Here is a 26,992-nt window from a genome sequence, read left to right as displayed (position 1 = left end):
TATCTGTTATCTGTGGACGGTATCCAAAAGAATTTTACAAATCTGAGAAATATCTCACTTATTATTAAAAAAGCGCGAGAGCTCCCCTTGAATGAGCGATACCTGTCCCGGGCGTTTGCCTGCCACCAGCTGCTGTTTCAGCAAACGGTGCAGCTGCGTATCGGACAGCTCACGGCGTTTGACTTCCGTATCGGCCGTAATGACTGTCGCTTCCTCGGATTCCTTGCTGACAGGGTTCATCACCTGCTTGATCCCTGCTATATTTACACCTTTTTCAATTAAAGCCTTTATTTCAAGCAGCCGTTCCACATCATTAAAGGAGAACAACCGCTGGTTGCCTGAGGTCCGCGCCGGAACAATCAGACTGTGCTGCTCATAATAACGAATCTGCCTGGCAGACAAATCAGTAAGCTTCATCACGATTCCAATCGGGAATAAGGCCATATTTCTGCGAATTTCGTCACCCATCGTTCATCAACCTTCCAGTGATCTATTCTACTCACCCCATTGTACATTTTCCTGATGTAAAATGTCAACGGCGTGTTAGGTAAACTCACAGTAAATTACGATCCTTCATCGTTTGCAGTGCTTTCAATACGCCAAATTTGACGTGGGAATACGTTAATCCGCCCTGCATATAGCCGATATACGGCTCCCGGATGGGCGCGTCTGCCGACAATTCAAGGCTGCCCCCCTGGATAAAAGTACCTGCCGCCATAATGACAGGATGTTCGTATCCGGGCATATCCCACGGCTCTGGCACCACATGACTGTCAACCGCAGCAGCCTTTTGAATTCCCTGTACAAACGCAATCAGATGCTCAGGCCCCGCAAAGGATACGGCTTGAATCAGATCGGTCCGATGCTCGTCCCAGGCCGGCTTGCTTGTAAATCCGATGGTCTCAAATACGGCGGCAGCAAAAATACTCCCCTTCACCGCCTGTCCCACGAGTGTCGGAGCCAGAAACAAGCCTTGATAGATGCTGCGCGTCGTCCCCAGCATTGCGCCAACCTCAGCGCCGATTCCCGGCGCCGTGAGGCGGTATGCAGCCAAATCGACATACCTTTTGCGTCCACATATGTAACCGCCGGTTTCGGCAATGCCTCCGCCCGGATTTTTGATTAAAGAGCCTGCGATCAAATCGGCACCAACCTCCGTAGGCTCCAGCTCTTCCGTAAACTCCCCGTAACAGTTGTCCACGAAGACGATCAGATCACTGCGGATCGCTTTGATCCGCCGCACCATTTCCCCAATACTGGCAACGGAGAACGAGGAGCGCCAGTCGTAGCCGCGGGAACGCTGGATGCCGATGACCTTGGTTGCCACCGTAATAGACGACTCGACCTGCTCCCAATCGACTTGTCCATCCGCCGTCAACGATGTCTCGCGGTAGCTCACGCCAAAATCCTGGAGCGAGCCTGTTCCGTCCCCCGGCTTCCCGATCACCTTATGCAGCGTATCATACGGCCGCCCTGTAATATACAGCAGTTCATCCCCCGGACGCAGCACGCCGAACAGCGCCGTTGCGATCGTATGCGTGCCTGACGCAAAATGCGGGCGGACCAGCGCCGCTTCCGCGCCAAATACCAAGGCGTACACTTCATCCAGCACTTCTCTGCCGCGGTCGTTATAAGCATATCCGGTAGAGCCGGCAAAATGAAAATCGCTCACCTGGCGGCTCTGGAACGCCTCAATGACCTTCCATTGATTGTGGTCTACAATCCGGTCAACGAGCTGCAGCCTGTCTTTAATCTTCGCTTCCGCTTCTTCCCTGATGTGTTCAATTTCCTCTGAAAATAAAGCCATTGCTTCTCTTGTCTCCTCTTCAAGCCTATCATAAAGCTGCTCTTAAAATAACCTGGACACGCCACGCAATGTTAACCCTCTGTAAAGTTTTCCAGTGCGTGGCCGTATTTTTCGAACTCCCCTGTTTGGATGCGCACCTCATACAGCACATCATTGCCGTCGTATTCGGTGGCGATCACATCACCGATCCGATACAGGACAGGGGTCAGGTCGCCGCGCTCCGCCGGAATCCGGAAGCGTCTCGTTTCACCGGTTACGGCGTTCTGCACCGCCTCCCTGATCCGGAGCAGATCCCCTTCATCAAAGGCGCTGATTTTCAGGTAGCCCTCACCGGAAGGCAGCATTTGCAGCTGCTCCGGCGTGCAGGCATCCTTTTTGTTGAACAGGACCAATTGCCGCTTATCGGCAGCGCCAAGCTCCTCCAGAATATTTTGCACCACCTTCATATGATCCTCACGCATATCCGAGGAGGCGTCCACCACATGCAGCACGAGGTCCGCCTCGTTCACTTCTTCGAGTGTCGCCCGAAAAGCAGCAACCAGATCATGGGGCAGATTCTGGATAAAACCGACCGTATCGGTCACAACAACCTCTTTGCCGCTTGGCAGCTCCATCGTCCGTGACGTTGGATCAAGCGTCGCAAACAGCTGATTTTCAATGTATACGTCCGCCGCCGTTAGCGATTTCAACAGTGTGGATTTGCCTGCATTGGTATAGCCGATCAGGGCCACCTGTACAATCCCGCTCTTCTGCCTGCGCTCCCGGTGCAGCCGCCGATGGCGGGTCACCTCTTCCAGCTGCCGCTTGAGCTCGCCGATACGGTCGCGGATATGACGGCGGTCCGTTTCGAGCTTACTTTCCCCCGGGCCACGCGTGCCGATGCCGCCGCCGAGACGTGATAAATTTTTCCCTTGCCCGGAGAGCCGGGGCAGCAGATAGGAGAGCTGTGCCAGCTCCACCTGGATGATTCCTTCTCTCGTTTTGGCCCGCTGTGCAAAGATATCCAGAATAAGCTGGGTGCGGTCGATTATTTTCATATCCAGGCTCATCTCAAGGTTGCGCACCTGGGCGCCGGACAGCTCCTGGTCAAAAATAGCGGTGTTCGCCCCAAGCGTTTCGCCAATAGCGCGCAGCTCCTCCACTTTGCCCTTGCCGATAAACCATTTGGAATCCGGCGTTTCCCGGTTCTGGCTGAGCACGCTCAGAACCTCCACACCAGCGGTCTCCGCCAACTTGACCAATTCATCAAGCGAATATTGGGGATCAATCCCGCTGCGCTTCACTTGCTCCGTTACAAGACTGACCAGAACGGCACGATCCTGAACCTCGGTTTGCGTATCATATGTAGAATTCGCCATGAACGTCAGCTCCTTTATTGTCAACAGATCTCATTTCGTGCAGAAACCGACCTGAAACCAGGCCGGCTTTGATAAAACTTCCATGGAGAACCCTATTATCGTCTATTTTTTCCCGATTTTCAAATCCTCTGGCCGCAGTGTCATCAGTTCCAGCCTGCCCGGCTGTCCGCTGCTGTATTGATTCAGCAGCCGCACGGCCTGGTGGCGGATCGACCTTTCGATCACATTGCGCACATAACGGGCATTGCTGAAATTATCGAGGCTTTCCTCCTTGGCGGCGATGAGATGCTGCTTCATTTTAAAAATCGTCTGTGGCATTAAAATATAATCCCGTTCCTTGGCCATCAGCTCACTGATTTGAATGAGCTGATCAATCGTATAATCGGGAAATTCAAGCTGCAGCGGGAAACGTGAAGGCAGGCCGGGATTGGTATTCAGAAAAAAGTCCATCTCATCGCTGTACCCGGCCAGGATCAGAATAAACTGGTTTTTCTGATCCTCCATCGCCTTTACAAGCGTGTCAATCGCTTCTTTGCCAAAATCCTTTTCCCCGCCTCTTGCCAGGCTGTAAGCCTCATCGACGAATAATATTCCGCCGAGCGCCTTTTTAACGAGATCCCTTGTCTTCTGCGCTGTATGACCGATATACTCGCCCACCAGATCGGCGCGCTCCGCTTCAATCAAATGCCCTTTGCTCAGCACGCCCATTCTTTGCAGCATTTTGGCCACAATCCGCGCCACCGTCGTTTTGCCAGTGCCGGGATTTCCTTTAAAGATCATATGATATACGTGCGAGCTGCTCTGCAGCCCGGCATCCGAACGCATTTTTGCAATCTGCAGGAAAGCGTAAATCTCGAATACCAGCTCTTTAATGCTGTCCAGTCCGACCAGTTGGTCCAGCTCTTTTTGAATCTCCTGGTACAAGCTATCGTAAGGCATCTCTTTGACAGCCCCGGCTGTATCGACTTCAGGTGTGCTTGGAGGCTCCTGGCTGCGGATTACGACATTAATCTGTCTGGAAGGTCTCTCCTCCGGCCGCTTACCGGCGGCTGCTCCCCGTCCGTTCATGCATCCATCACCTCGATATTTGTTCGGACTTCGGTCCCTTACCAAATGTATTCAGCGCAGCTTGTTCTTATTAGTATTTTGATTCAAGCTGCTCCGGTCAAGCTGCCATTTCACATACGCCAGCACCTCGAAGCACCTTTCATTTGCGCTTGAACTCTCCGTTGTGAAACCACTCCGCGCGATGACGGAGCGACATCTGAAAATAAGGAAACATATGCGCATCAATCTGCCGCAGCAGCTCTGCAGCCGTTCTGTTAGCCAATTGTGCTTCGCCAGCCGTAATATGTCCTTTCTGAAGAGCTTCCTGCAGTTCATCCTCATCCACCAGAAACACTTCGCCATTGCCGAGAACCACAATGTCCAGATACAAATCATCGAACCACGGCACACCCTGATCGGTTACGCCCTGACTGCGGCATGTATCGATATACCACTCCACAATTTGCTGTTTGTCATTAAACATGGCGGTCACTACATAGTGTGCAGCTTTCGGATAATACTGCAGCCAGGAATATCCCTTGTCTGCAATGCAAAAGGTGTGGCTGCCGTAAGTTTTCCACAACGGTTCTTTCAGCCCCAGCATCGTGTACAGTGTTACATATCCGGTAAAAGACTCGCTTTGCACATATTTGCAGGCAAATTTCCGGTTTGTTATCCGCCTCCAATTGGCCCTGTCTCCGAATTTCCGTTTCATTGTAGACTGTCCTCTCCAACATTGGTAAATTCAGCTTACCATATTTGCAGATTACACTCAAAAATGAATCAAACCTGCGGCTTTTCAGCCGCAGGTTAACATAATTTTTCATACGTTATCTATTTTCTCCATTTCCGTCCCCATTGCCATTCACTGCACCATTGCCTATGTCCGAATTATTGTCTTGTGTATTCACAGTCCCGGGATTCAGCTCACCATCCTGAGTGGTGCTGTTGTCAAGCTCTCCTTCCCCTGCAGGCTGATCCTGAATGTTGGGATCAGCTTGCCCATCAGGAACGCCGGTTCCGGTGTCTGTGCCGGCGTCTGTACCTGAACCGTCACCGTTACTCTGCCCTGGCGGTGCGGTATCTTCAGGAAGGCCGCTGTTCTCCCCGGAGCCGGTTCCGTTATCTGGAACTGTGTTGCCCGGATCAACCGTCCCTGTGTTATTGTCCGGAGGCACCGTCTCGCCCTCACCAGACGGATCATCCGTAGAGTTTTCCGGCGGAGCCTGCGCTTCAATGGATATTTGAACCGTACCGGACGGATCCGATTCTCCTTCCGCATTGTAGGCTGTCACATAGTAGTCATATGTGTGGCCTTCAGGCGCATCGATATCTTCCGTATTGGTCACAGACAGACCTTCGATCACAGGCGTAAAGCTGCCCTCGGAAGCTTCCTTTCTATATACCCGATACTGGGCGTTCTCTCCATCCACCGTATTCCAGGTAAGGGATACGATCTGCGTACCCGGGTTGTAGGATGCGGACAATCCCGCAGGAGCGGATAACTTTTGCGGCGACTCTGGCGGAGCTTCAGTCTCCGGCAATCCTTCAGGTTTTTCAAAATCCTGCACCGGTTCGCCTTCCAGCGCCTGGCCCATCACCTTGGCAAAGAACGCCGCCGTGAGGCTTGAGCTGTTCTTCAGCATATGAGTGTTGTCAGGCTGATCATATCCCATCCAAATGGCACCCGTATATTGAGGGGTATAACCCACAAACCAGACGTCACGGTTGCCGCTGTTGCCTTCAATACCGCTTTGGGTCGTACCGGTCTTGCCTGCCAGCGGTCTGCCGATGTCCGCACGTCTGCCAGTACCGCTGTTAACAACCTCCCGCATCATATCCGTCATCTGGTAAGCCGTTTGCTCACTCATGACTTCTCTTGCATCGGATTTATGCTCATACACGACACTTCCTTCACTGTTCTCGATCTGTTTGATCGAAAAGGCGGACTGGAATTGGCCCTTGTTGGCAAATGCGCTGTAGGCCTGCGCCATTTCCAGCGTGTTTGTTCCTTTACTCATGCCGCCGAGCGCAATGGCCAGCGACTTGTCTTCCTCGGTCATCGTAATGCCGAGCTTTTGCGCAAATTCGTAGCCTGTGTTTACGCCGATTTGGTTGAGCAGCCATACCGCAGGAATGTTTTCCGATTTCGTAATGGCATCCTGCATGCTGATGGTTGAAGAGTAACCGTGCAGGTTCGTCGGGCAATAGTTGCCAAAGCACTGCTTCTCATTGCTTAACCGTGAATCGGATGTGAAGTTGCCTGTCTCCAAAGCAGGCGCATAGGTAACGATCGGTTTCAGCGCCGATCCGGGCTGTCTGCGGCTGGCATTTACCCGGTTAAAGCCCTGGCGCTGGTAATCCCGCCCGCCCATAAGGGCCGCGATGCTGCCGTTCTGGTTGTTCATAATGACCATGGAGCCCTGCACCGGCTTGTCGTCAGGGCTTTTCTCGAACATATCATCGTCCTCGAAAGCCTGCTCAAGCGCATTCTGCGCCTTTTCATCCATCGTCGTATAAATCTTGTACCCGCCAACGTTTAAGTCATCACTGGTTAAATGGGTTACTTCCTCGGCTTCATCCATTACATAGTCGATAAATGCCGTATACTTGGTTTCCGAAGCTGGCGGCTCGTAGCCATAGTCCACAGCCTTCGCTTCTTCCATCTGTAACTTCGAAATATAGCCCTGCTCATACATGAGCTGCAGCACAACCCCCCGCCGCTCCTTGGAGCTCTCCGGATTGGAGAGCGGGTTATATTTGGACGGACCTTTCGGCAACGCCGCCAGAGTAGCCATTTCCCACAGTTCCAGCTTGTTTAAATCGCTCTCTCCGAAATAATATTCGGCAGCGGCTTTAATCCCATAACGCTGATGGCCGAAGAAAATCCGGTTCAGGTACAGCGTCAAAATTTCGTCTTTGGTCATGTTGCGTTCGAGAGCCGTTGCGATGGACACTTCCGTCGCTTTGCGGAAAAACGTCTTATCTCTCGTCAAAAACAGGTTTTTGGCCAACTGCTGGGTGATCGTGCTGCCGCCTTCCACAGCCGCCCGGGCGATCACGTCACGAACCGCTGCGCGCCCAATCGCCCATATGTCAACGCCCTGATGCTCGTAGAAACGCTTGTCCTCAGTCGCAACGAAAGCATCCTTTAACAGTTTGGGGATCTCTTCGCCTTCAACCGGCTCGCTCTTCTGGATTGAAAGTTCTCCCATCAGCTTGCCGTTGCGGTCATAAATCCGGGAAGGCTCGTTAACCGAAATTTTGTCCAAATTCGCCTGATACAACTTTTCTCCATTAACCATGACGTACAAATAACCTGCCAGCGCTACGATAATCGCAAGTGCCGCCGTAAAGAAGAGCGTCCAGCCGACACGCTTTGCCGTAATTTTCTTCTTCTTGCCCTGCGGCTTGCCCGCGGCATTCTGCCGATTGCGATTACCGGATCTGGACAATGAATCGTTTGGCATTCCTCTGACTCCCTTTCGGTGTTGCGTAGTTATTCTCTCTCTGTTTTCGAACCGATGAGACCACTAATGAAAAGAACAACCTCTGTCAGGTTGCTCCCGTATCCATTTCTATTCAATTAGACGAAATTTAATACCCAAAAGTTACATCCTGAGGGACTCAGCTCTCGCTGCCGCCTTCCTGCTGCTGCATTAGCGAAACATTCCGCTGCGGTGTAAATGTGGAAATGGCATGCTTGTAAATCATTTGCTGCCGTCCATCGGAATCAATCACAATTGTGAAGTTGTCAAAAGCTTTAATGGTCCCCCGTACCTGGAACCCGTTCACTAAATAAACGGTGACTGGAATGCTTTCTTTGCGAAGCTGGTTTAAGAACGTATCTTGGATGTTGATGGACTTGTTCATTAGCCGTACCCCCAATAATCATTTGAGTTATTCTGAAATATATTCAAGATCTATCCTGAACTTTCCTGCTGCAATCTTCTTCAATTCGTCGACAGTTTCTGAAAAATGTGCAGCATTCGTCACATCCATCCACCGGATATCCTTCATGTGCCGGAACCAGGAAAGCTGCCGTTTAGCAAAATGGCGGGTATCTCTCTTCAATAAAGCGACTGCGTCTTCAAGCGTTGCTTCCCCCCGCAGATAGGATGAAATTTCCTTGTAGCCCAGGCCTTGCATCGAGATGGCATCACCACTGACTCCACGCTCCATCAAGGACGCCACTTCCTCAACAAGCCCTTGCCGCAGCATGCCATCAATACGGTCTTCAATACGGTTATATAGCATTTGCCTATCCATTGTCAAACCCACGATGCACAAATCATAGGGAGATTCCCTTTTTTGAGCGGCTGCAAGGGAGCTGAGGGGCCTGCCGCTGACATGGTATACCTCAAGCGCGCGAATGATCCGGCGGCGGTCGTTCGGATGCAGCTTCACCGCGCTTTCAGGATCCACCGCAGCCAACTTCGCATGCAGAGCCTCGTTGCCCTCGCGTTCGGCATAGGCAAATTGCTCCTGCCGGAAAGCATCATCCGCACCAACCTCGGAAAAGCGGTATTCATAACAGACAGACTCCACGTACAAACCTGTCCCCCCCACAATAAAAGGCAGCCGGTTTCTGCCATGAATCTCCGGAATCAGCCTGCGGCAGTCCTCCTGAAACTCCGCAACCGAATAGGGGTATTCCGGATCATGTATATCAATTAAATGGTGAGGAATGCCTCCCATTTCCTCTTTTTTTATTTTCGCGGTGCCAATGTCCATATGCCTGTAGACCTGCATGGAATCACCGGAAATGATTTCGCAATGAAATGATCGGGCTATTTCAATGCTTAGCTGTGTTTTGCCGATTGCGGTAGGTCCCACCAACACAAGCAGCTTCGGCTTAGGAAGTACTGTCAATCTGAATCACTCCGTACACTGTTTTCGTTTGTCCGCGCTGTTCAACCTGGAATCCGAGCCGGCTGAATTCACTGCTCTTCCGTTTTTCTTTCATGAGCACGGTCTTTCTTGCCACCCTGCATGCCTCACGGATGCTCTCCGCCTCCAGGGGAGCCGGATTGGCATAGGTCCGCAGCGGCCCGATGGCGCTTGAATCCGCAACAGGGTCACGGAACATCGGATCAAAATAGACGATATCCACGCTGCGGTCGGGAAGGCTGCGGAGCACGTCCAGATGATTGGCGCTCGTGACATGAATGCGCTTGAGGGCCTCATCCACTTCGGGAAAACCGGATCGGTAATATTTCATCCCTTCCATGAGGAGCGCACATACGGGCCTTGAGCTTTCGACGGCTGTCACTTGACCGCCTGGTCCTGAAGCGACGGAAAACACCAGGGAATCGGCCCCCATGCCTGCCGTGCAGTCCAGCACGGTATCCCCCGCCTCCAGCCTCGCGGCGGTCAGCATCGGGTCTGCCTCGCCCTTTAATACCCGTCGCGCGCGGATATATCCCATGCTGGGGTGATAATCCAGCGTGGGCTGTCCCGGACGGATCAGTCGTACGCCGTCCTGTACAAGCACCAGCACGTCGGAGGCGCCGTGCCGCTTCGCCAGCATGGCTACAGATAGTCGGCCGCGCGGGATGTATGGTGCCCCAGTGGCGGCTGACAGCCGCGCTGCCCGCTCCAGTGTCGCTGTACCGGGAGAATCGCCTGTTGTTATGATAAAGCTGTTGCTAAGATGTTGTAAAGACACTTGGTTTTATGGCTCCTTATAGAGGTAGTTCAAAAAGTCATCTTTTGATCACGAAGGAAGTCAGGGAGCGGACTCGACATCGAATCTTGAATTCAGCCGGGCCTAAGTGGATGCTTCCGAAGCATGTTTCCTACGGAAACATTTCAGGTGCTCACGTACACAAAACGTACGCTCCGCTCCTCAGTCCCTGGCTTCATTCAACCTTCTCGGTGCTGAAAACCTGACTTTTTGAACTCGCATTTATATTACATCACTCGTTTGAACAGCTTCTCCAGATCGTAGGTTGAGAAGGAGACGACAATCGGACGGCCGTGCGGGCAGGTATAAGGCTGCTTGCACTGGCCGAGCCGCTGCAGCAGCACACTCGCTTCCCGCTCGGTAAGCTTCTGATTGGCTTTGATGGATGCACGGCAGGAGCACATGATGGACGAAGCCTCGCGCAGCTTGGCCAGATCAATCGTTTTCTCCTGCAGCACCCACTCGGCCATCTCTTCTATCACATCAGACTCCTCCCCCTTGGGCAGCCAATAGGGGTAAGAGGTGACGCGGAATGTCTGTCCTCCGAAATGCTCCAGATGTACACCTGCCTGCTCGAACCAATGCAGCCTGCTCTTCAGCTTTTCCGCATCGGATGGTGTAAATTCGAGCGTAATGGGAAGCAGCAGTTCCTGAGAGGCTGCCGCCGGATTGCCGAATTTCCCGTAATAATATTCATAGTTGATTCGCTCATGGGCTGCATGCTGGTCGATCAGGTACAAGCCGCTGTCGTTCTGCGCAATCAGATATGTTCCATGATGCTGCCCGATCAGGGTCAGCTCCGGAAAACGCGGTATTTCAGGCGCGGCTCCTTGAAGTGCCTGCTCTGCTGCAAGCTGCTGTGCCTTCCGCTCCGCCTCCTGCTGGTAGGGTGTCCTCCGTTCCTCTACCTCCAGCTTGTAGGTTGAAGCCGCTGCCTCGCGGATGCCAGACTGCTGCCCGGTGAAACCCGCCCCGCCCTGTCTCGCAGTCCGCTCATCGCGCTCATCCGTTCGTGAAACGGCAGACAGTGCTTCATCCGCCGCTGCAGGACGATACCCGGAAGAAGTCCCATGCTCTGGTAAAATGGTTGCCGGAGCATCCAGGTCCTCCCTGGCAGCATGGACCGCCCGCTCTTGCGGTTCAGCAACTGCCTGATCTTTTGAAAAATGAAACTGCTCCTGAATGATCGATTTGCTCTCCTTGCTGCCAGGCTCACGCTTGACCGCCTTCGGGATCAGCACCTGCTGCTGCAGGGCGGCCCGGACCGTTTCCTCCACGAATTGATAAAGCTCCGCTTCCTTGCTGAACCTCACCTCAAGCTTGGCCGGATGCACGTTTACATCCACCAGCGACGGGTGCATCTCCAGCCGGAGCACGGTCAGCGGATAACGATTGATTGGCAGCAGCGTATGATAAGCCTTCAGGAGCGCCTGATTCAAGCCAAAGCTGCGGACAAAACGTCCGTTGACCACCGTGGAAATGGCGCTGCGGCTGGAACGGGTCCATTCCGGCTTGCTGATGAAGCCGCTGACCCGGTAGTCCAGGCTTTCGCCTTCCAGGACGAGCATCGCCTTGGCGGCCGATGTGCCGTATACGGCAGCGATGACCTGCAACAAATCGCCGTTGCCCAACGTCTGCAGCAGCACATTGCCGTTGTGGCGCAGCGTAAAAGCAATCTCCGGATGAGACAGCGCCATCCGGTAGAGCACGTCCGAAATGTGGCCCAGCTCTGTCTGGATCGTTTTCATATATTTAAGCCTTGCAGGTGTATTGTAAAACAATTCACGGACCGTAAAATCGGTGCCCTGCTGTGCGGCCGCATCTTCATGCGCCACAAGCCTTCCGCCTTCAATGACGATACGCCGCGCGCGCCCGTCATCACTGGCGGAGGTCAGTACCTCGACCTTGGCAACCGCCGCGATGCTGGGAAGAGCTTCTCCCCGGAAGCCAAGGCTTGTAATCTGGAACAGATCGCGGCCGTGTGCAATTTTGCTGGTGGCATGCCTGTAAAACGCCGTCTCGACATCGTCGGGCTCAATGCCGCCGCCGTTGTCCAACACGCGAATGCTTGCCAGCCCGCCTTCTTCAACCATGACATCGATGCGCGAGCTGCCCGCGTCAACCGAGTTTTCAAGCAGTTCCTTCACGACGGAAGCGGGCCGTTCAACAACCTCGCCCGCCGCGATCTGGTTGGCGATGTGCTCGTCCAGCACCTTGATTTTCGCCATAACCTTCTCCCTCCCCGTCCGAATGTAATAGGCGGTTACAAATCAACCGCATTATGCTTCAGTTCGTTCAGCAGCTGCATCGCCTGCAGCGGTGTCATATTCATGATATCTGCCTGTTTCACCTTGAGGATAATGTCCATCACCGCAGGCTCCACGGCTGCTGCTGACTGCACGGGATCTGCCTTCGGTTCGGCCGTCGCCTCTTCTTCACCGAACATGGACAGCTGGACAACCGTTTCCTTAATCTGACTGTTCCGGTCATCCTGATGATTCTTGCTATCGGTATCAGACTGCAAACCGGCAACAGGCATTTCCTGCGCTTCCGGCACCTGCCCGGCAGCGGAGCCTGCAGCCGCCTCCACGCCCGCGGTCACCTGCGCAGCAGCCTGCCCGAAGCCGGACAGCAGCCCGTTGGCCCGGTTAATGATCACGTCAGGCAGACCGGCAAGCCGGGCGCAATAAATGCCATAGCTGCTGCCGGCCGCCCCGGGAATAAGCTTGCGCAGGAAATTCACCTTGTCTCCGCTTTCCTGTACAGCCATCGAGTAATTGCGCAATGAGTGCAGACTTTCCTCCAGATGGGCCAGCTCGTGAAAGTGGGTGGATACAAGCGCCTTGCAGCCGATTTTGTCATGCACATATTCGATGACCGCCTGGGCAATGGCCATTCCTTCGCTGGTGGACGTGCCTCTGCCAAGCTCATCGATAATAATGAGGCTGCGTGCGGTCGCTTTCTCCGTCATGACCTGGATATCCGCCATCTCCACCATAAAGGTGCTTTGCCCTCCGATCAGGTCGTCCGCCGCTCCGATGCGGGTAAAGATGCGGTCCAGGATCGGTACCTCGGCCCTTGTGGCAGGAACAAAACAGCCAATCTGCGCCATGATGGCGATCAGCGCAACCTGGCGCATATAGGTGCTCTTGCCAGCCATGTTAGGCCCGGTAATCAGCAGGATGCGAGCGGCTGACTTTTCCAGTCCAGTGGCGTTGGCGATAAAACCTCCGTCCTTCACGACCGCCTCCACGACCGGATGCCGGCCCTGCTCCACCCTGAAATCATACCCGTCCGTCATCTCCGGCTTCACAAACCCGCGCTCCGCGCTGACGGAAGCGAGCGACTGGTAGACATCGATCTCGGCCACCTGCTCCGCCAGCTTCTGCAGCCGCTGGATTTCCCCATTCAGCTTTGCCCGTAATTCGCTGAAGAGGCTGTATTCCAGATCAACCATCTGGTCCTCTGCCTCCAGGATCAGCGTCTCCTTTTCCTTCAATTCTGGAGTTATGTACCGCTCCGCATTGGCCAAAGTCTGCTTGCGCTCATATCTGCCTGTCGGCAGTGCGGAAAGGTTCGATTTGGTAACCTCAATATAGTAGCCGAAAACCTTGTTGTAGCCGATTTTCAGGGACCTGATGCCCGTCGCCTCACGTTCCTTCGCTTCCAGCTCGGCAATCCAGCGCTTGCCGTTCACGCTCGCTTCCCGCAGTTCATCCAGCCGTTGATGATAACCGATCTTGATAATGCCGCCTTCCCGCACCGATACAGGCGGCTCATCGGCTATGGCCTTGTCGATCACGTCTCCTAAATCGGCGCACTCATCCATGGTGTCCGCAATGCTGCGCAGGGTTGCCGAGGGCGACTCGCTGCAGATCTGCTTCAGCTCCGGGATGCGTGCCAAGGACAGCTTGAGCGCAATCAGGTCGCGCGCATTCGCGTTGCCGAAGGCGATGCGTCCGACGAGCCGCTCCAGATCATAGATGTCCTTCAGCTGCCCGCGCACATCCTCCCGCAAAATGAACTGGTGATACAGCTTGTCCACGGCTTCCAGACGTTCTTCAATAGTGCTGCGCGACAGCAAGGGCTTGTCAATCCATCGCCGCAGCAGCCGTGAGCCCATGGAGGTCTCTGTGCGGTCCAGCAGCCACAGCAGGGAGCCTTTTTTCGATCTTTCCCGCACAGTCTCCACCAGTTCCAGATTGCGGCGGGTGAACGGGTCCAGAATCATGAAATGATTCGGCTCGTAGGCCGAAATGCTCGTAAGCTGTCCAAGCGAACGCTTCTGTGTTTCATGTAGGTAGGCCAGCAGCCTGGAGACACAGACACGCCGCTCCGTGGTCGTCCGCGCCCATTCGGCTTCGCCGAACTGCTGCCGCACGAGATCGTCCTTCTCCTTGTCCCATGATGTATAGACAACCTTGCGGCCCGCAACCGTGCTTCTTGCGGCGATAAGATCAAGCAGCTTTCCGTCCCCGATCATTTCGGAGGGTTCATAAATGTTGACTTCATCCATCAGCCATTCCTCGGAATAAGGCGCGGAGGTCAGATAAAGCTCCCCTGTGGACAAATCGCAGGCAGCAAGGGCCAGCATGCCGCCGCTCTCCGTCACACACACCATATAATTGTTGGAGCGCTCGCCCAGCGCTTTGCCTTCCATCACGGTGCCCGGCGTCACCACCCGCACAATTTCACGTCTTACCATGCCTTTGGTGACGGTCGGGTCTTCCATCTGCTCGCAAATCGCAACCTTGTAGCCTTTTTCAATCAGCCGCTGGATATAGTTCTCGGCCGAATGATAAGGAACGCCGCACATCGGGATTTTTTCACCGATTCCCCCGTCCCGTCCGGTCAGCGTAATTTCCAATTCCTTCGCCGCCAGCACCGCATCGTCAAAAAACATCTCGTAAAAATCGCCGAGCCTGAAAAACAAAAACGCGTCCTGTGCCTGTTCTTTTACCTTTAAATATTGCTCGATCATCGGTGTGTACTTTGCCATAACTACCCCCGCCAAACTTACTCTATTATAGAATCAGTCAGTCCTGTTGATTGTAACTTAGTTCCTGAGTCTTTATTATACCAAAAAAGGCCTCCCGGATCATGGGGGGCACGGGAGGCCCCACAGCGGGCGAATATCCCGCGTCTCATCCCACACCTCCCCGCCGCGGAGGCAGCGGATAAACGGATCTGCAAAATGCCTGTATTCCTGAAAAGAAGGCAGGCATTCGATCTCGTCCAGGAGCGGCCCCAATGCTTTATACAATCTGGGCTTATCTCCATTATAAAAGGCCTCGTGGATGGCATCCTTCTGCAATGGGCGCTGTGGCAGCTCCCTGTAATGGCGGGCGATCAGATAAGCAAAGCCGATGACACCTTTGGCAAGCAGCGGAGAGACGAGAAAGCTGGGGAGCGTGCGGTATTCGAAGCCCCCGTGCGGCTTGCGGCGGAAATCCCCCAGTGTGCCGTAGCGCGGACGCCGCACATGGGTCCGCTGATCCTCAAGCAGCGCCACCGGAAGCGCAAGATAATTGTCCAGCACCCGCAGCAGCTCACCGGTAAGCGCAATTCCGCTGAAATGCAGATGGCCACCCAAGGGCAGCCCGCGCTGCGGCATCCCACCGGCCTGCCAGATCAGCGTCCTGTCCGTAATGCGCCGCGAGGCAGACGCCATCGCCTTCCGCAAGTGGCGCAGCAGCCGTGATGGCTCAGGACTCGGAGCAGGGCGCAGCTCCGCCACCGGGAAGAGCGTCCGCCCGTGCCGTGATACGGCATCACAGCCCGCTTCCCCATGCCTGTCAAGATACCTCGAGGCGGGAACGACCCTTTTCTCGGGCAGCCTGACCAGCAAAAACTCGGGATCCATGCCGATGAGCGGCGTTTCTCCGGCATGATGCAGTTCCTTCTCTGTGGCAGAGGCAGCAGAAGATAATCCGGCTTGGTAGAGCTCCCTCAAACGGCTGTCGTTTCGCCATGGCTCGGGCCGCACACGGGCCACTCCATATCCGTTCCGGGCAGGCATCAGCACAATTTCTCCGGAATCCATCCCGAGGGTATACAGACTGCGCACCGCAAGCCTCCCCAGCCGGGTATAAAGGAGAGGGCCCGCGGCTGGCAGACTGCTTATTTTCGCTGGCGATGCAAGGCCTGTTCCCATGCTGCGGATTTCCAGTACCTGCAGCCGCTGCACCTGTACAGCGTAACCCAGCGCAAATGTCTCCGGAGCGGACCGCGCGGTCAGCATTTCGGCAATCCCGGTCCGGGTCAATCTGCGGCATTGCTCACGGACAGGCATATTTCTGAACACATCCGGTAAACGATCCAATTCCTGCATGCCTCCTGAGCCTCCTGTACGAGCATTCACCCAAAACATTAAAAAAAGAGGGCATCCGCCCTCTACTTTGCTGCAGCCCGCGCATATGATGCTGCATAAATCCAAAGCAACCATGTTTACAATTCGTCATCAGCCAGATCGAGATCAAGATCCTCAAAATCTTCTTCTCCCGAGATATACTCATAATCTTTTTCCTCAGCATCTCCGCAGCTGTCGCACACCAGTACGCACACTTTGGTTTCAGCAACCATTTCTACTGCGAACTCGCGCTCAACGCGGATGATGACGCTGCCTCCACCAGGAGAGACACTGGCTTCAACACAGCTGGGTTCCTGCGTTGCCTCCGCAGCAACCTCCACTGTTGATTTCCTGTGCTTCGCATCCAGATAAGAGAGGCCCACCTGCTCGACATAAGATACCGATTCTTTAGCCACGTCGGTTTGGGAATTGTTATCGTAGGAGTACCAGATGTTAATATGGTAAGTTCCAACAACCTCAATTCCTTCACCGGCAAAAACCGCTTCATACTGGTGGTTGATAACCCAGGCCCCCAGGATGCTTGTCGGATTATTTGGCGGAGTCACGGTATGAGTTACGGTAGAGAATTTGCGGCCTTTACCACAAACCGCTTTGGTTATGACTTCTCTACATTTCGGTTTATGACCCAATGACATTTTGAACCTCCTCCATACAATCATTCACTACATGTGTATGCAGGGCGTGGGCTAAAGTTGAGTGAATGGGACAAGGGGAATAAATATTATTTGTAAAAGCCCATTTTTATGCACCGCAATCGCTTTGCTACATTATACAGATTAACGGTCATAAATATGATTCGCTGGCGATGGGCAGTAACATGAACAAAAAGACCGAATCTCAAATTGAGAAACGGTCTTTTATGATGTGTCTTGTGCCTTAAGCTTCTGCCTGCTTCAAATCCACCGGAGCAGGGGCCTTGTCCTTTTTAGCGATTTTCAAGTATTGCGACAGCTCTCTGCTGAGCTGCAGGATGGCCGATCTGACTTCGAACTCCTCGCGCGTGGCAGGCAGGTCCATCTCCCTGAATTTTTCATCCACTTGCTGCAGCAGTTTCTCCGTACGGCCTGTGTAGTGTTCTGTAACGACATCGACGCTCAGCTGCTCAAAAAGCTCAGCTACAAGCTCAGCCTGCGGCATATGAAGGTACATCTGCGAGATCAGCTGCATCATGTTCTGAATGGAATCCAGCTGCTGTCTGCGCATGTAGAAATACACTTTCCAGTCCTCGCGCGGGTGTAGCACCTGATTCTCCAGCGAGCGGCCCGCTTCGCTGATCCCCTTCGCTATGGCCTGATCTGCCGCAATCATTTCACTGCCATCCCAATCATAATCCGGATTCCGCAGCGTTTGCGCAATCCGTGTAAATATAACGGAAAAAGTCTGATCGATACGCTGGCGAATCTCCAGCATCGTATTATCCGTCCGCGGCATGTAAGCCAAATTAACCACCATTGCGGAGCCAAGCCCGATCAGCAGCAGCCACAGTTGGGTCAACAGCACCTCTGCATCGACCACCCCACCGCTGAACACCCGAAAAACGACAACCGATCCCGTTACAATCCCTTCCTTGAAGCCAACCCTGACAATGACCGGAAAAGCCGTTAAAATATACAGAGCCAGCACCCAATAATGAAAGCCGAACACATCGAATAATACGCTGGCAAAAAGCAGTCCCACCACAGAGGCAAAAAAGCGCGCCGATATGGTGCGAATACTCCTTTTACGCGTGACATCCACGCCAAGAATCGCAAGCAGCCCTGCCGACGTGGCTCCGGGAACACCGAGCCCGTCCGCGATAAGGACAGCCGTCAGCGCTGCAATCGCCGTCTTAATCACACGAAAACCCATGAAAAAAATTCGCCCTTCCTTGAAAACTAATTGATTGTTTTCATGATACCTTACTTTATACGCTAACGTAAACTTGGAAAGCAACAAGAATGGAAATAGCTTGTTAGCCGAAATCGATCCTACACCTATTTTTCCGCCAAAACAAAAAAACGGCCGGTGTTCAGAAGCTCTCGCCCCTGTTCCGGCCGCTGTTTGCCTCAGTCTTTTTTTGAACTACCTCTTTTAGTGCTGTCTGCCTGTCAAAAGCCTCCGCTCCATATAAGCAACCCCCTGATACATAATGGCCGCAATGATGGAAATCAGCAGCAGGCTCGACATGACGAGCGTAAAGTTGAACACCTGAAAGCCGTAAATAATCAAATATCCCAGACCGGCGCGGGCTGCGAGAAACTCGCCGACAATAACCCCGATCCAGGCCATGCCGACATTGACCTTCAACGTGGAGATGATGGCCGCAAAAGAGGCGGGCAGCACCACCTTTCGGAATTCGTCCCGTTTGCTTCCCCCAAAGGAACGGACCACTTTAATATAATTGGCGTCCACCTCGCGGAAGCTGTTATAAACCACCAGTGTCGTAATGATGATAATAATGGACAAGGTTGTCATCAGAATCGCGGTAAAGCCGGCCCCGAACATTACGATGAAAATGGGGCCAAGCGCCACCTTGGGCATGCTGTTGAACACGACCATATAGGGATCCAGCACCCTGGAGAGAAACGGAAACCACCAGATCAGAATGGCCAGTGCCGTTCCAAGCAGCGTCCCCAATACAAATCCGGCAATCGTCTCGCCGACGGTAATCGCCAGATGGCCCCATAATTCCCCGCTGACGGCATCTCCGTAAATTTGCCCGAAAACCTTGCTCGGATAGCTGAAGAGCAGCACATCGATCCAGCCGAGCCTTCCTGCCAGCTCCCAAAACAGAAAAGAAACGATCAGAATCGCCAGCTGAACCGCACGCACCCGCCATTTGGCGGCCCGATTGCGCCGCTTGTATTCCAGATGAATGTCCTGCATCCACACCTGCGTTTCCGCTTCCGTGCCAGTGTTCATAGCTGTGTCACTCCTTTGCGCCGGAGGCTTCGAGTTCAGCCCAAATATCACGAAAAAGCTCGTTGAAGCCCTCCTGCTCCCTTGCATAAAAGGGCTGTACCTTCCGAATCGGTTCAGGAACCGTAAATGAGCTGCGGATACGTCCGGGATTGCGGTCCAGCACGAGAATCCGGTCGCTGACTGCAATGGCCTCAGCCAGATCATGTGTAACGAGGACAGCCGTTTTGCCGTGGACGTGCAGCGTCTCCGCGATCAAATCCTCAAGCTGCAGCTTCGTCTGATAGTCCAACGCGGAGAACGGCTCATCCAGCAGCAGCAGCTCGGGGTCCGTCGCCAGCGTCCGAACGAGGGCCACGCGCTGCCGCATTCCGCCAGACAGCTGGGAGGGGTACAGATTTTCGGTGCCCTTAAGCCCCATGTCTTCCAGCAGCCGCAGCACCCGTGCTTGTGAATCCTCCCTAACGGTCCGGGTCAGCTCAAAACCCAGCATCGTGTTTTCCAGTATAGTACGCCAGGGAAACAAGTAGTCCTGCTGCAGCATATAACCCACTCTGCGGTCCGGTCCCGCTACCTGCTTGCCCTGAAGCAACACCTGGCCGGCTGCCGGCTGAAGCAGGCCTGCGATCATGGACAGAATGGTCGTTTTGCCACAGCCGCTCGGACCGACAAGACTGATGAATTCACCGGGCGCAACCGTAAAGCTTACGTTATCGACAGCAAGCGCGGCTTCTTTTTCCGTAACGTAGACATGTTTTATATTTTGCAGTTCCACCAGAGGCATCAATCCGATTCCTCCAGAGATCCTGCCGCCTTTTCCGCAAACTGGTTGTTCACAATCTCTTCCAGCGGAACCTTGCGCTGCAGCTCGCCTGCACTATCCATTACGTCCTGAAGATTAGTCCATTCCTTGTCATCAATCACCGGATTTTCCGCATAAGTGTCCTGTTCCTTGTAGCGCTTGATACTGCTGATCACAATATCCTTATCCGTGTCCTTGAAATAAGGGAGAATCGCTGCGGCGATTTCTTCGGGAGAATGCTCTTTCACCCACTGTTGGGCCTTCTGCAGCGCATTCGTGAATTTTTGAGCGGTCTCGCCGTTCTGCTGCAGATAGCTTTGTTTCGCCATATAAACCGTATATGGAAGCAGCCCGCTTTCCGTACCGAAGGAAGCAACGACACGCCCGCGCCCCTCTTTCTCAAAAATGGAAGCCTGCGGCTCGAACAACTGCACATAATCCCCGGTGCCTGACGCAAATGCGGATGTGATGTTGGCAAAATCTATATTCTGAATCAGCTGCATATCCTGATGCGGGTCAATGTTATGCTTGAGCAAGGCAAATTCCCCGGCCATCTGCGGCATTCCGCCTTTGCGCTGTCCGAGAAATTCACTGCCCTTAAGGGCTTCCCAGTCGAACTTCCCTTCGCTGCTCCTTGCAAACAGAAAGGTGCCATCGGTCTGTGTCAACTGGGCAAAGTTAATGACCGGATCCTGAGTCCCCTGCTGAACGACATAAATGGATGTTTCCGACCCAATCAGCGCAATATCCGCCTGGTTGGACAAGAGCGCCGTCATGGACTTATCCCCGCCGGGAATCGTCGTCAGTTCCACATCCAGTCCTTCCTCCGCAAAAAAGCCCTGACTTAACGCTACATACTGAGGCGCATAAAAAATAGTGCGCGCCACCTCGGCCAGCCTGACCTTCGTCCCGCCCTGCTCTGGCGAACATCCCCCCAGCAGCAGCAATCCGCACAGCGCTGCCGCTGCCGCGGCCTTCATCCAACCTGCTGCTTCCATAAGCCTTTCCTCCATTTCACTGGGCAAATCTAAAATATGTATATGCACAGTTAAGATGGTTGGTCAAAGTGGATCTCACCAAAGCCGCTCCGATAACGAACCATTCCTCCAGCCCCTGTTGTCCCCAAACTTTAGCAAAGAAAAAAAGCCGGGAACCAGAGCGTGCCAGCTCGGTTCCCGACCTTTTGCGTCAAGTTACAGCTTGTAGATTTCGGTATATTTCGCTTCCAGATAATCCGCCAGATAGTCCGGATTCAGCTCCTCGCCGGTAATGGACAGGATCAGCTCGGACGGTGTACGGCTCTTGCCGTAAACATAAATTTTGTCCGTAAGCCATTCCTTGATCGGCAACAGATTGCCCTGTCCGATGAACTGGTCAAAATCCGGTATCTGCTTACGCATCGTCGCCATCATCTGTGCGGCATACATATTGCCGAGCGAATAAGAGGCAAAATAGCCGAAATCGCCTCCCGACCAATGCACATCCTGCAGAACACCCAGCGAATCATTCGGCGGCGTAATGCCCAAATAGTCTTGATATTTGGCATTCCACACTTCAGGCAGCTTTTTCACTTCAAGTCCTTCATTAAATAGCATCTTTTCAATTTCATACCTGACGATAATGTGCAGGTTATATGTAAGCTCATCGGCTTCAATCCGGATCAGCGAATTCTCCACCCGGTTCACCGCCAGGTAGAACTGCTCCAGTGAAACCCCGGCAAGCTTATCCGGAAAATGCTTCTGCAGCTCCTTGTAGTACCGCTGCCAGAACGGCTTGCTGCGGCCGATCATATTCTCCCACAAACGGGACTGCGACTCATGAATGCCCATCGAAGTGCCTTCCGCCAGCAGCGTTCCGGCCAGTTCGGGGCTGATGTTCTGTTCATACAGCGCATGGCCGCCTTCGTGCAGGGAGCTAAAGATCGCGCTCAACACCTCGTCCTGGACGTAATGTGTCGTAATGCGCACATCCCCCGGATTTAAGCCGGTAGCAAACGGGTGCACGCTTTCGTCCAGGCGGCCTGCCTCAAAATCATAGCCCATTTGCTCCAGCAAATACAGCCCGAACTTCTCCTGCTGGCCGACATCGTACACATCCTTCAAAAATGAAGCGTCAGGCTTGTGCGGGGAAGCTTGTATTTTCTCCAGCAACGGAACGAGCCTTTTTTTGAGCCGGTCGAACACCAGATCCAGCTTCTCCACCGTCATGTCCGGTTCATACATATCCAGCAGCGTATCGTAGCGGGTATGTTCAACTCCCCAATAATCTATAAACTCCTGCTTCATCGCCACAATCCTGGTCAGATAAGGCTCAAAGCCCGCAAAATCATTATCGCCCTTCGCCTTTTCCCAATAGCTTTCCGATTGGGCAGCCAGCACCGCGTATTGCTTGATTTTTTCGGCAGGCACTGACTTGTTCAGCTCATATTCCTTGCGGCATTCCTCGACCAGCCGGCGGTCGTTGTCTGCGAGCTGCGCGGCGGCTTCCGGTGTCGACAAAACCTCCAGCAGCTCCTTCATTTCATCCGAGACCTGAAGCTTGAATACCTCCGTTGACAGCATGCCTACAGTTTCCGAACGGATTTCAATTCCCTTTCGCGGTGCTCCTGTCCGCATATCCCAATGGAGAAGTCCGATCGCCTCGCCATAGCTTTTGATCTTGTGCATCAGCTCCTTGAACTGCTGCAAACGGTCCGTTAACTGCTGCTGCTCCATTTCACTCACCTCAACTTAAATTTAATTCCGGTTTTTCAGCGCTCCCGGTTTGTGCCATACATCTTGATGATAATAATTATTCGCCGTATAATCAAATGTTAAGGGATCAGAACGCAAAGAAACTTCAAGGAAAGTGTCTAAAGTGAGGAGATGGAGAGATGAACCATATTCAGGCCATTTTGGAGCATAATACACAGTTTGTGGCGAACAAAGAGTATGAAGCTTATCGGACAGGCAAGTTTCCGAACAAAAGAATGGTGATCATCACCTGCATGGATACCCGTCTGGTGGAGCTTCTGCCGCGTGCCATGAATCTGCGCAACGGCGATGTGAAGGTGATCAAAAATGCCGGCGCCATCATTTCGCAGCCCTTCGGCAGCGTCATGCGCAGTGTGCTCGTCGCCCTGTATGAGCTCGAAGCCGATGAGGTCGTCGTTGTCGGCCATCACGAGTGCGGCATGGCGGCTCTCAACTCAGAGGTTATGGTCCAGCACATGCTTGAGCGGGGAATAGATCAGAAGGTACTGGATACACTGGAGAATTCGGGGATCAAGCTAAAAAAATGGCTGCGCGGATTTGACAACGTGGAGGAAGGGGTGAAAAGTACTGTGAAGATCATTAAGAATCATCCATTACTTCCCCCCCGAGTACCTGTTCACGGCATGATTATCCACCCTGAAACCGGGGCGCTTGATCTCGTTGTTGACGGATATGAAAATTAAACATCTCTCTATATTTGGGCACGGATTCCGAATCCGTGCCTTTTTGTGCGGCTTTGCAGCGGGAAAAACCAGGCTTTCCGGAGGTAAAGTTGAATACCATACAGTTCTAGTGTACACTTTCCTTATAACAGCAGCAGAGTGCTGCAGGTTCCAGCCGCTATTAAATACTTGTATTAATGGAAGAAGGAGATACGCTTATGAATTTATTGTCCTACGGTTTGTTGGGTCTTTTGGCCCGGCATGAATCCTCGGGGTATGATCTGATGCTGCGTATTCAGCCTTTCTGGCAGGCCAAGCACAGCCAGATCTATCCTTTGCTGGCCCGCATGGAGAAGAACGGCCTGCTCTCCTCCCGCTGGATTCAGCAATCGGATAAACCGGACAAGAAAATCTACATGATTACGGACAAAGGGACTCATGCACTTCAGCAATGGACTCATGAATCAGTATCTCCGCCGGTTACCCGCGACGAGATGAGCCTGCGGCTTTTCTGCCTGTGGCTCGCGGATAAAGGAAGCGCCATCCGTATGTTCGAGGAGAGAAAGCGTCATTTTAATCATCGTATTGCTCACTTGGAGGACTACCTGGGAACCATTCCCGCAGAGAACTTGAGCTTCGGCAGCCAGGCCTTCGGCGATTACATCCTCGTGCAAAAAGGGCTGCTGAACGCCAAAGCCGGACTGGACTGGTGCAATATGGTGTTGAAGATGCTCGCCGGAGATGTGCAGGAGCAGCAAAATCCGTTTATGCTTAAAAATTAATTTATTCCGTTTTGAAACCATGCTCCATATTCATCGTATATAGGGATAGCGGCTGGAGAACAATCATTTTACAATAATTATTTTACAGGGGGTAACAACTTATCATGAAAGCATTTTCTTTCAAGAAATTCACTATGATCATGATGGCTTTCACATTGCTGTTCGCTGTAGTTGCGCCGTCAGACGCGGATGCACGCCGTGGCGGAGGATTCAGCTCAGGCAAGAAATCCTATCAGCAGTCCACAACACCAAGCAGACCGAATGACAGCTCCAACAACAACAACGTGAACCGCAGCGAGACAAGAACAAATAATAATTCGGTAGCCGGCAACAGAACCGGCGGCGGATTTTTCGGTGGCGGATTTATGCGCGGCATGCTGATCGGGGGTCTGGCAGGAATGCTGTTCGGCGGCCTCTTCGCGAATATGGGCATGCTCGGAAGCCTGCTCGGACTCGCCATCAACCTGCTTGGCATTTACCTGCTTGTAGTCATCGGCTTTGCCATCTACCGCAGCATCAAAAATCGCCGCAAGCAGAAAGAATCCCGCGAAGGACGTTACTAATCCATGGTTCTGGGTATGGATGAAATCATCAACGCCATCTGTCTCCATATAGCTGCCCGCAAGGACGTAAAGCCCACCGACGTAACGGTCGAGCTCTTGTGGGACGAGGAAACCGGCTATTCTGCGGAAGTGTGGGTTCATGAGAGAAGCCAGTATCTCGTGGAATCCAATATTATTGAAGCGATTTTGCGGTATCTTCATTCCGAGCATGGCATTCGTGCCTATCGGGAAGATGTTGTATTGGAGCTGGATGAGGAAATAACCGCTCACGTACGCGTATAACAGTCTCATATTTACTTTTAGGTGCTCCATTTTAGTATTACATTTAGTATGAAAAAGGACCTCATGACCCACTTCAATGTGGATTTTGAGGTCCTTTCGCGTTTTCAGAACTGTTCCTTACTTATGGGGTGATTTTAACTGTTGAATTGTCTTCGAGCAGTGCCAGATTATTTACGGCTATCGTCTCCCCTTTTTCAATGCCGCTTGTGATCAATGCCTGAGATCCGGACTTGCTTGCAACGGTTACTTCTTTGCGGACAACATGATCCTCATTCACGACGAAAACATATGTTTTGCTGTCTTGCTCCAGCACGGCGCCGGAAGGTACAATCATGCCCTGCTGTGCATCGTTATTCACGAAGCTGATGTCCGCCAGCATGCCTGATTTCAGCTTCATGTCCGGATTGGCAACCGAAACTTTTACCGGATATCCTTTGCCGCTCGAATCCAGCGGGCTTACATTTTTAACCGTTCCGGTCGTAATCAAATCGGAAGCTGTCACCCGTACCTGAACCTTGTCCCCGACCTTGATCTGGTTAATCTGATCCGCAGGAACATAGATCAGTGTATTTACTGTGCTCAGATTTGCGATGACCAGAGCGGGCGATGAGGCGGATACCATTTCCCCGACCTCCGTATTTTTAACGCCTACAATACCGTTAATCGGAGAAGTGACCATGGAATCCTCCAGTGCGTCCTGTGCGATGGAAACATTGAGCTGGGCCTGCTTGAGGGACTCGCGGCTTGATTCAATCGTTGCGGTGCTTTGCGAAACCTCCAGCTGCCGCTGCGCATTGCTGTATCCGCTGTTCGCATTCTCATAACTGCTGGTTGCATTTTTATAGGCTTCCTGTGCAACGGCCAAGGCTTTTTGGGCTGCATCCCGCTGATTCTCTGCATTTGACTTGGCATTTACTGCATTATCGTGTGCCGCCTGGGCGCTTACCACTGCGGTTTGAGCCTGTTCAAGCTGGGCCTGCGAAACGGAGCCTTCACTGAACAAAGCCTGTGTTCGCGTAAGCGCCTTTTTGGCGTCAGCCAAAGCCTGTTCCGTCTGCTTTACACTATTGGCTGCGCTGGACAGACCGTTCTTCGCCTGCTCCACCGCCGTTTTCGCCTGATTAACGCTCCCCTGCGCCTGATTAATAGCACTCTTGGAGGAAATGACGCCGCTCTTCGAGTTGACTATACCGGAGGTTGCCGATACGACCCCGGACTCGTGAGAGGCCTCTGCCGTGCTGACGGCGGCTCCGGCTGCAGATGCCGCGGCCTTGGCCTTGGCCAGATTATTGCGGAGATCGTTGTCCTCCAGCTTGAACAGCATCTGCCCCTTTTTCACCTCAGAGCCGACATCCACCGGAAGCTCGACGACCTTGCCCGCCATCTTCGAAACGATGTTTACCGTCTCGGTCGGAGTAACGACCCCGGTATAAATTTTGCCTTCACCCAAAATGCCTTCCTGGGCCTGACTTACCTTCACCGGCACAACCATATCCTGGGACGCCGCTCCGCTGCCCGAGCAACCGGCTAATACAGCTGTTCCGAGCAGAACCACGGCTAACGTAGTTTCCAATTTTGTTATCTTCATCAAACGCGCATGGAGACACGCGGCTTTAGCCGTGTGAGAAATTGCGCTCGGCATAAGGGCTACCATCGGTAGCTCGCAAGCCGAAATCTCCATGCTTCCCCCTTCCGTCATGAAAATTTAACCATGGATTACTAGATCCACGCTATACTTAATTCAAGTGAAAAGATAATTCAAGAGAAAACCGTTAATTTCTGGATGTTAATCACCAAGTAACCAAGGCACTCGCTGAAACAAACCCTATCTATCACTATTGCTTTAACGTTCACCATACCTGTACCGCAAAGGAATCAAGTACATTGGGTACAGTGCAACATGAGTATACCTCTTGTTGTAGGGGCGAGGTCAACCGCCCTGATGTTCCAACACGCTAAGGTAGGAGCACGATAAGGTGCGT

General features: G+C 53.0%; 23 protein-coding genes. 4 read left to right on the top strand and 19 right to left on the bottom strand.

Going from position 1 to position 26,992, the window contains the following annotated elements:
• Window positions 1-54: 54 nt before the first annotated feature.
• The 18 genes from ACE41H_RS01430 to ACE41H_RS01345 all read right to left on the bottom strand — a co-directional run bounded on the left by ACE41H_RS01430 (window position 55) and on the right by ACE41H_RS01345 (window position 22,682).
• Window positions 55-468 carry a MerR family transcriptional regulator gene (locus ACE41H_RS01430; protein ID WP_305754158.1) on the bottom strand — a complete coding sequence of 138 codons (414 nt, stop codon included), beginning with the start codon at window positions 466-468 and terminating at the stop codon, window positions 55-57.
• 85 nt (window positions 469-553) lie between these two features.
• Complete coding sequence (locus tag ACE41H_RS01425) at window positions 554-1,807, bottom strand: methionine gamma-lyase family protein (RefSeq protein WP_375352785.1); 1,254 nt, start codon at window positions 1,805-1,807, stop codon at window positions 554-556.
• Window positions 1,808-1,878: 71 nt separating this feature from the next.
• Complete coding sequence (gene hflX / locus ACE41H_RS01420; protein WP_375352783.1) at window positions 1,879-3,165, bottom strand: GTPase HflX; 1,287 nt, start codon at window positions 3,163-3,165, stop codon at window positions 1,879-1,881.
• A 102-nt stretch (window positions 3,166-3,267) separates the two neighbouring features.
• Window positions 3,268-4,233 carry an AAA family ATPase gene (locus ACE41H_RS01415; RefSeq protein WP_375352782.1) on the bottom strand — a complete coding sequence of 322 codons (966 nt, stop codon included), beginning with the start codon at window positions 4,231-4,233 and terminating at the stop codon, window positions 3,268-3,270.
• A gap of 139 nt (window positions 4,234-4,372) precedes the next feature.
• The gene (locus ACE41H_RS01410; RefSeq protein WP_375352781.1) at window positions 4,373-4,927 is read right to left on the bottom strand and encodes a ribonuclease FAU-1 family protein; all 555 of its coding nucleotides are present in this window, start codon (window positions 4,925-4,927) and stop codon (window positions 4,373-4,375) included.
• A 115-nt stretch (window positions 4,928-5,042) separates the two neighbouring features.
• Entirely contained in the window at window positions 5,043-7,682 is a 2,640-nt protein-coding gene (locus ACE41H_RS01405; protein ID WP_375352779.1) for a PBP1A family penicillin-binding protein, read from the bottom strand.
• Window positions 7,683-7,839: 157 nt separating this feature from the next.
• Window positions 7,840-8,085 (bottom strand): RNA chaperone Hfq, encoded by a 246-nt coding sequence (hfq, locus tag ACE41H_RS01400; RefSeq protein ID WP_305754165.1) that lies wholly within the window; start codon window positions 8,083-8,085, stop codon window positions 7,840-7,842.
• 27 nt (window positions 8,086-8,112) lie between these two features.
• A complete protein-coding gene (gene miaA / locus ACE41H_RS01395) occupies window positions 8,113-9,084 on the bottom strand; it encodes a tRNA (adenosine(37)-N6)-dimethylallyltransferase MiaA (RefSeq protein WP_375352778.1) in 972 nt (323 codons plus the stop codon).
• Window positions 9,068-9,880, bottom strand: a complete 813-nt coding sequence (locus ACE41H_RS01390; RefSeq protein WP_375352777.1) for a class I SAM-dependent methyltransferase — start codon at window positions 9,878-9,880, stop codon at window positions 9,068-9,070. The genes miaA and ACE41H_RS01390 overlap by 17 nt, the downstream gene beginning before the upstream one ends.
• 245 nt (window positions 9,881-10,125) lie before the next feature.
• Window positions 10,126-12,126, bottom strand: a complete 2,001-nt coding sequence (mutL, locus tag ACE41H_RS01385) for a DNA mismatch repair endonuclease MutL (RefSeq protein ID WP_375352776.1) — start codon at window positions 12,124-12,126, stop codon at window positions 10,126-10,128.
• A gap of 35 nt (window positions 12,127-12,161) precedes the next feature.
• Window positions 12,162-14,897, bottom strand: a complete 2,736-nt coding sequence (gene mutS / locus ACE41H_RS01380; protein WP_375352774.1) for a DNA mismatch repair protein MutS — start codon at window positions 14,895-14,897, stop codon at window positions 12,162-12,164.
• 99 nt (window positions 14,898-14,996) lie between these two features.
• Complete coding sequence (locus tag ACE41H_RS01375; RefSeq protein WP_375352773.1) at window positions 14,997-16,229, bottom strand: putative amidoligase domain-containing protein; 1,233 nt, start codon at window positions 16,227-16,229, stop codon at window positions 14,997-14,999.
• A gap of 116 nt (window positions 16,230-16,345) precedes the next feature.
• Window positions 16,346-16,903 carry an outer spore coat protein CotE gene (cotE, locus tag ACE41H_RS01370; protein ID WP_375352771.1) on the bottom strand — a complete coding sequence of 186 codons (558 nt, stop codon included), beginning with the start codon at window positions 16,901-16,903 and terminating at the stop codon, window positions 16,346-16,348.
• A gap of 241 nt (window positions 16,904-17,144) precedes the next feature.
• Entirely contained in the window at window positions 17,145-18,116 is a 972-nt protein-coding gene (locus ACE41H_RS01365; RefSeq protein ID WP_375352769.1) for an aromatic acid exporter family protein, read from the bottom strand.
• Between the two features lie 222 nt (window positions 18,117-18,338).
• Window positions 18,339-19,133, bottom strand: coding sequence for an ABC transporter permease (locus ACE41H_RS01360; RefSeq protein WP_375353146.1), 795 nt, complete (start codon window positions 19,131-19,133; stop codon window positions 18,339-18,341).
• Window positions 19,134-19,176: 43 nt separating this feature from the next.
• Window positions 19,177-19,950 (bottom strand): ABC transporter ATP-binding protein, encoded by a 774-nt coding sequence (locus ACE41H_RS01355; protein ID WP_375352767.1) that lies wholly within the window; start codon window positions 19,948-19,950, stop codon window positions 19,177-19,179.
• Window positions 19,950-20,966, bottom strand: a complete 1,017-nt coding sequence (locus tag ACE41H_RS01350) for an ABC transporter substrate-binding protein (RefSeq protein WP_375352766.1) — start codon at window positions 20,964-20,966, stop codon at window positions 19,950-19,952. The genes ACE41H_RS01355 and ACE41H_RS01350 overlap by 1 nt, the downstream gene beginning before the upstream one ends.
• A gap of 195 nt (window positions 20,967-21,161) precedes the next feature.
• The gene (locus tag ACE41H_RS01345) at window positions 21,162-22,682 is read right to left on the bottom strand and encodes a carboxypeptidase M32 (protein WP_375352764.1); all 1,521 of its coding nucleotides are present in this window, start codon (window positions 22,680-22,682) and stop codon (window positions 21,162-21,164) included.
• A 158-nt stretch (window positions 22,683-22,840) separates the two neighbouring features.
• Between ACE41H_RS01345 and ACE41H_RS01340 the strand changes: the two genes are divergently transcribed.
• The 4 genes from ACE41H_RS01340 to ACE41H_RS01325 all read left to right on the top strand — a co-directional run bounded on the left by ACE41H_RS01340 (window position 22,841) and on the right by ACE41H_RS01325 (window position 25,010).
• Entirely contained in the window at window positions 22,841-23,404 is a 564-nt protein-coding gene (locus ACE41H_RS01340; RefSeq protein WP_375352763.1) for a beta-class carbonic anhydrase, read from the top strand.
• A 197-nt stretch (window positions 23,405-23,601) separates the two neighbouring features.
• Entirely contained in the window at window positions 23,602-24,165 is a 564-nt protein-coding gene (locus ACE41H_RS01335; protein ID WP_375352761.1) for a PadR family transcriptional regulator, read from the top strand.
• Between the two features lie 101 nt (window positions 24,166-24,266).
• A complete protein-coding gene (locus ACE41H_RS01330) occupies window positions 24,267-24,728 on the top strand; it encodes a hypothetical protein (RefSeq protein ID WP_375353145.1) in 462 nt (153 codons plus the stop codon).
• Window positions 24,729-24,731: 3 nt separating this feature from the next.
• Window positions 24,732-25,010, top strand: a complete 279-nt coding sequence (locus ACE41H_RS01325; RefSeq protein ID WP_375352760.1) for a YxcD family protein — start codon at window positions 24,732-24,734, stop codon at window positions 25,008-25,010.
• A 121-nt stretch (window positions 25,011-25,131) separates the two neighbouring features.
• On the opposite strand, the gene ACE41H_RS01320 is transcribed toward ACE41H_RS01325, so the two are convergent.
• Entirely contained in the window at window positions 25,132-26,598 is a 1,467-nt protein-coding gene (locus ACE41H_RS01320) for an efflux RND transporter periplasmic adaptor subunit (protein WP_375353144.1), read from the bottom strand.
• Window positions 26,599-26,992: the final 394 nt, after the last annotated feature.

This window comes from Paenibacillus enshidis, assembly GCF_042136365.1.
GTDB classification, from domain to species: Bacteria; Bacillota; Bacilli; order Paenibacillales; family Paenibacillaceae; genus Paenibacillus; species Paenibacillus enshidis.
The sequence above is the reverse complement of the archived record's forward strand: the minus strand, read 5'-3'. Positions and strand labels throughout refer to the sequence as shown.